Here is a 4,257-nt window from a genome sequence, read left to right as displayed (position 1 = left end):
GTTTTATAGCAATGAAAACATTTTCTTTATCACATAAACCCTCTACATGATTTAAAGTTATTTTTCATTTCCACGGAAATAATTAAAGAATATTCAGAAAATAACTTTTGTAGTAGACTCATATTTATAGTCAAAGCATTTTCGATAGAGCTCTTTTATTTCATCATAAGATGGAACTCGTGGATTGTTACTTGGACTCCCACTTTCGATAGCATCTTTCGCCATTTTAGAAATAGCATTTTCAAATTCTACTTCATCAATTCCGTATTCTCTTAAATTAGGAATACGAAGATCAAAACAAAGTTTCTTAATTTCAGCAATCGTGTAGTTCGCTACTTCTTCATTAGAATGAGAATACAAATCTTTGTTTAAGCTACGTCCTACTTCCGCTAACCTTTTTATTGCACTCATTTTTGTAAACTCTAAAACTGCAGGTAATAGTATTGCATTCGATATTCCATGTGGCACATGAAATAATGCCCCCACTGGACGAGACATACCATGCACTAATGTAACAGATGCATTTGAAAAAGCAATCCCAGCTTGTAATGAAGCAATCATCATTGCTTCCCTTGATTCCATATTATCTCCATCTTCATATGCGATACGTAAATATTTCATAATGCTTTCAATAGCTGAAAGAGCAAGAACATCTGTAAGAGGTTGTGAAACTTTAGAAATATAAGCTTCAATTGCATGGCATAATGCATCTACTCCCGTTGCTGCAGTAATATGAGGTGGTACCGAACTTGTAAAAATCGGGTCTATTATCGCAACATGAGGGATAAAGCTTGGATGTTTTATCATCATTTTCACATCTGTTTTTTTATTCGTAATTACTGCTACACTTGTTACTTCCGATCCAGTACCAGAAGTCGTTGGGATTGCGATTAGCGGTAGTGGATTGTATTCTATTTCTATATCCTTTTGGACGTAATCTTCAATTTCTCCACCATTTGTATATAACACTGCTACTGCTTTCGCAACATCAATACAACTTCCTCCGCCAATACCTATGATAAAATCGCATTTTCCTTCTTTACAAATAGATAACGCTTCTAATACGTGCAAATTTGTAGGCTCAGTATTTACTTCATTGTACGTAATAACAGTAATCCCTTTCGCATTTAAGTGATCCACACATCTTTCAACATAACCCAACTTCTCCATAATTGTATCACTTACAATAAAAGCCCTTTTCCCTAACTTTCTTGATTGATCCCCTAGTTTTTCAAACGAATTTCTCCCATATAATACAGACTTCGGCATACGAAACTCAGCAACTTCTTGCAAGTACTCCACCCCTTCTATCCATAATAAATATTTGCAACTACTCATCCATACATTTCATTTAGAAGTTTGATAAAGAGTATTATTCCAGCTAAAATAAGCTCCTTATTAACTATAGAAAGTTATTTTCATTTTTCAGTATATAGATTGCTGCCATGAAGATACAAATGGACCTACACCTTTCTACCTTCTTTGTTTTAAAACTTTGCGCTTGGAAAGGCCCTGACCGCTCCTATACATAGCCAGGTCCTCTCTCGACCAACTAAAAAAACTTTTCTGCCGATTTTTCATAGAGTGACTGAGTAGTTACAATAAATATTTTATTATGTAAAATATCAATCTGATAAATATTTTCTTTTCGTATATTAACTAGTATTAATAGATTCCTGTTAAAGTATAGAACGCGATGACTGCAAATACAGCGACCGTTTTCAAAACTGTAATAGCAAATATATCTTTATATGACTGTTTATGTGTTAATCCTGTTACCGTTAGAATAGTAATAATTGCACCATTATGTGGTAATGTATCCATTCCGCCTGATGCCATTGATACAATGCGGTGCATAACTTCTAATGGAATATCATATTGATTGGCCGCTGCAATAAATTTATCTCCCATCGCACTTAAAACAATCCCCATTCCTCCTGATGCTGATCCAGTAATACCAGCCAAAATATTCGTCGTTACTGCCCCATTCACTAATGGATTCGTGAAAGTTGCAGAGATGCTATCTCTCATAATTGCAAAACCTGGAAGTGCTGCAATAACACCGCCAAATCCAAATTCAGCTCCTGTATTCATTGTTGCAAGTAGCGCTCCACCAATACTTGTATTCAATCCAGCTTGAAATCCAGTTACTACTCGTTTCCAATATAATAAAAGCGTTGATAAAATCCCTATAATAAGTGCCAATTCTACAGACCAAATTCCAACTACCGCACTTAATTCTACTTTTCCAAATGCTTTCATACCAATAGCTGAGAAATCAAAACCATTTGGATACCACTTTGGTATCATGATTGTGAAAACTTTATTCATTACACCTACTAAAATAAGTGGTACAAACGCAATTACTTGCTGTACTCTTGTGATTTCAATACTGCTTAGTATCGGTATATCTTTTTGTTCTAATTGTAAAGATGCTGCCATTTCAGACTTTCCATCGTTAAAACCAAAATACCCTTCTCCTGCTGCTTTTGCCTTCTTACGCCTACTCTCTAAATAAAGTAAACCTAACGTTAAAACAAAAATTGCGCCTAAAATACCAAGTATCGGTGCTGCATAAATATCAGTTTTAAAAAAAGTTGTAGGTATTACATTTTGAATTTGTGGTGATCCAGGAAGCGCATCCATTGTAAATGTTGCTGCTCCAAGAACGATTGTGCCAGGGATTAAACGCTTTGGGATATCCGCTTGTCGAAACAACTTAGCCGCAAACGGAAATATAGCGAATACCACTACATACACACTAACACCGCTATACGTTAAAATAGCTCCCATTAAAACAATCGCTAAAATTGTACGTTTTTCTCCAACTAACTCTACAATCGTCTTTGCGATGGAATCAGCGATTCCTGACATTTCTACTACTTTCCCAAATATTGCTCCAAGTAAAAACACAGGGAAATATAATTTAATAAACCCTACCATTTTCTCCATAAAAATATTTGAAAAGAAAGGTAATACAAAACTAGGCTCTGTCAAAAATACCGCAAATAATGCAAAAATCGGTGCGAATAATATTACAGAAAATCCTTTATATGCTACAAACATGAGTAAACTAAGTGCTAATAAAATAATAACTAGCTCCAATTATAACCCTCCTTTTAAACTGAAAATTCAATCTTTTGACAACGAACTTTCACTAGTATTTCGAAACCTTTTATTTCATGACATTCCTCCTCTTTTTATCCCGCTATTTGCGGGCAGTATGACTCCCATCTTAAAATTCGGCGAATGTGCGGAAGCTAGGCGAGAGATCAACTGCCCGTAAAAGCCCGATTGGTGAGGGCTGATAATCAGTGGAGGATGGACAAAACCTCCACTGATTAAAGTTTCACTTTATTACAAATTTTTCATGCTAAAATTGTCTAATTATAGTATTCGATTACATATGTAAAATCCCTTTAAACAAAAACGATTTCATCGTCATATGTTATAAAGGGATTTCTAGGTTCTATTTCTATAATTTTATCGTACTATTCTCTATACAAAAGCTTTGTAACTCTTCGACATCTTTCACTATATGACTCGCCCCAGCATCACTCAATTCATTCTCATTACCATATCCATACAATACACCTATTGAAGCAATTCCGTTACTGTTCGCACCGATTACGTCATGCTTTCTATCACCAATCATCACCATTTCTTCTTTTTGAAGTTCTTCATTTGTTTGTAAAATATGAGCAATTATTTCTTCCTTTTTTATTCTTGTCCCATCTAAATTGCTCCCAACAATCTCTTCAAAAAAAGATGTTAACTGAAAGTGCTCTATTACTTGTTTCGCAAATACAGTAGGCTTTGAAGTTGCTACAAACAAACGATTGCCAGCATCCTTTAATTCTTGCAATAGGGCCCCAATTCCATCGTATACTTTATTCTCTAATAAACCACTTTGCTTTAAATATTCCCGAAAATAAAACACTGCTCGTTCTACTTCTATTTCATTCATATTATATCTATCTACAAAAGATTGTTGTATTGGTGGGCCGATAAATGAATCTAACTCGCTTATATTTACTTCTTCGATCCCGATTTTTTCTAACGCGTATAGAACAGAATTTATAATCCCTTCTTTCGGATCAGTTAATGTTCCATCTAAATCAAATAGAAATGTTGTATACATATTTCATTCCCCCACTGATTTTATATGTACCCCATTAAGGCCATTCTCCTACTTACACCTTTACTATACTATCACCATTCAACTTTTCAGAAAATTACTTTTTCTACCCCTTATAC

General features: G+C 34.6%; 3 protein-coding genes. All 3 read right to left on the bottom strand.

What is annotated here, in order from left to right:
• Positions 1–93: 93 nt before the first annotated feature.
• The gene (locus AB3X48_RS18435; protein ID WP_016104725.1) at positions 94–1,293 is read right to left on the bottom strand and encodes an iron-containing alcohol dehydrogenase; all 1,200 of its coding nucleotides are present in this window, start codon (positions 1,291–1,293) and stop codon (positions 94–96) included.
• A 372-nt stretch (positions 1,294–1,665) separates the two neighbouring features.
• Positions 1,666–3,105 carry a GntP family permease gene (locus AB3X48_RS18430; RefSeq protein WP_002200657.1) on the bottom strand — a complete coding sequence of 480 codons (1,440 nt, stop codon included), beginning with the start codon at positions 3,103–3,105 and terminating at the stop codon, positions 1,666–1,668.
• A 370-nt stretch (positions 3,106–3,475) separates the two neighbouring features.
• Positions 3,476–4,141, bottom strand: coding sequence for an HAD family hydrolase (locus AB3X48_RS18425; RefSeq protein WP_088099025.1), 666 nt, complete (start codon positions 4,139–4,141; stop codon positions 3,476–3,478).
• Positions 4,142–4,257 lie beyond the last annotated feature (116 nt).

The organism is Bacillus sp. S4 (genome assembly GCF_040838205.1).
GTDB lineage: Bacteria > Bacillota > Bacilli > Bacillales > Bacillaceae_G > Bacillus_A > Bacillus_A cereus_U.
This window is presented reverse-complemented; position numbering and strand designations above follow the sequence as displayed.

What these genes read in the sequence shown, in the direction of transcription:
- AB3X48_RS18425 (WP_088099025.1), bottom strand. Translation starts at nt 4,141, where the DNA reads ATGTATACAACATTTCTATTTGATTTAGATGGAACATTAACTGATCCG.